Raw genomic sequence first — 1,891 nt, 5'->3', positions numbered from 1 at the left:
TGTAATTCCGGGTAATTTCCCTACCAATCAAGGGGGAAGTTTAACTGTAACTTCGGATGGTTTATATACCTATATTCCTAAAACAAATTTTATTGGTGAAGATACTGTTTACTATACCATTACTGATGGATCTTTAACTTCAACTGCTAAATTAATAGTAACGTTAAATCATTTAAATACAACAGCTTCACCTGAAATAAATCTGTATCCAACCACTGTTTATGCTGATTTTACAATTGAAATAAATAATTCAACGCAGATAAATGGTTATATTTATAACTCAAATAAACAGTTTTTACAAAAAATAAATTTAACTAAAGGGATAAACACTTTTAACATAAGTAGCTATCCATCTGGAGTTTACACTATTAAAATCCATCATCCTCAAGGTTTTATTATTAAAAGATTAATTAAAATCTAAAGTTAAGAACCACTAAGGATGTAAATTTTTAATCAAAATACTGTACCTAAAAATCGTTTTAAAAAACGCTATCTCAACAAAAAGTCTTACATCACCTGTAAGGCTTTTTGTTTAACATTGATTTTTTATAATATAAAACATTTATAATTAGAACCTTATAAATAAATTTACTCACTTTACGGAATAACATCGTTAAAAAAGTGGATTTTTCCATTTTAAACTCTCAACTATTTTTGCTTAAAATCTAAATCTCCTAACTTTTAAACTTACCTCTTATTGATTCCATGAAATTAAATAAATTGTAGTTTTTTTCCAAAAAAAAGACTGTCTTTTCAGACAGTCTTTTAAAGAACATTAATTCAAATGTAATTCAATAATCTGCTTTTTGTTGGTTTTTACAACCTTTAATTGTTTAGAATAGTTAAGTAAATATTGAATTATTTCTTGTTTAGGTTGCTCATTATTAAGAGACTTTTTAGTGTAAAATTTCATCATATAAATACGTTTTTTATTTAAACGATGATTTTTTATTTTTAGTATTAATTCACCAAAATAATTTGATGCTCCTCAATAATTTTTCTCAAATTAATTATAGCATAACGCATTCTTCCTAAAGCCGTATTTATACTTACACCTGTATTTTCGGCAATTTCTTTAAAACTCAAATCGTTATACATTCTCATAACCAAAACTTCTTTTTGATCATTAGGTAATTCATCAATCAACCCTTTAATATCAGCTAAAATTTGATCTTTAATAATTTGTTTCTCAACATTTAAAACTTCATCAGAAATAACTGAAAAAATATCAAAACCATTTGAGCTATTAAATTTAGGCATTCTTTTATTTTTTCTAAAATGGTCTATTATTAAGTTATGAGAAATACGCATAACCCATGGTAAAAACTTACCTTCTTCATTATAATTACCTTTTTTTAAGGTTTTTATAACTTTAATAAAAGTATCCTGAAAAATATCTTCAGCAATTTCTTTATCCAATACTTTAGATAAAATAAAATTAAATATTCGGCTTTTGTGGCGCAAAATTAAAATCTCTAAAGATTTTTCATGACCATTAATATAAGTGCTTACCAACACACTATCTGATAAAACGCAACTTTCCATTGTAATATACTTTAAGGGGGTTAAAATGTATTTATAAAAAGTAATGCTGCGTAATAGTTTTTGGTTTTAAAGTGAGATGCAAGTTTACTTATTATTTTTATAAAACACAAATTTATAGTTGCTAATTATTTAAAATACAATTGTTAACAACAACAATAATCGTTTTTTAACATTCCATAATATATCAAATTTCTTTCTATTCATTTTTAAAAATTTGTAGTTATATTTGCGTTTATTCAACTTTTGAAGCAAAATGACAAAAAATATAGCAGCACTTAGCCCTAAAGAAAATATTATAATCAAAGGGGCAAAACTTCACAACTTAAAAAATATTGATGTTGCTATA

The 1,891-nt window shown here is 24.7% G+C and carries 2 protein-coding genes; one reads left to right on the top strand and one right to left on the bottom strand.

Annotation, left to right across the window (positions count from 1 at the left end; translation table 11 throughout):
- Positions 1 to 421 (top strand): Ig-like domain-containing protein (locus EC396_RS12585; RefSeq protein ID WP_164975289.1); only part of this gene is annotated, 421 nt, incomplete at its 5' end.
- Between the two features lie 539 nt (positions 422 to 960).
- Here EC396_RS12585 and EC396_RS12580 read toward each other — a convergent pair.
- A complete protein-coding gene (locus EC396_RS12580; RefSeq protein WP_129366673.1) occupies positions 961 to 1,545 on the bottom strand; it encodes an RNA polymerase sigma factor in 585 nt (194 codons plus the stop codon).
- Between the last annotated feature and the right edge of the window lie 346 nt (positions 1,546 to 1,891).

It is taken from the genome of Lutibacter sp. HS1-25, from assembly GCF_004121075.1.
Taxonomy (GTDB): domain Bacteria; phylum Bacteroidota; class Bacteroidia; order Flavobacteriales; family Flavobacteriaceae; genus Lutibacter.
This window is presented reverse-complemented; position numbering and strand designations above follow the sequence as displayed.

Coding starts and splice junctions, on each gene's coding strand:
- EC396_RS12580 (WP_129366673.1), bottom strand. CDS start 1,545: ATGGAAAGTTGCGTTTTATCAGATAGTGTGTTGGTAAGCACTTATATT.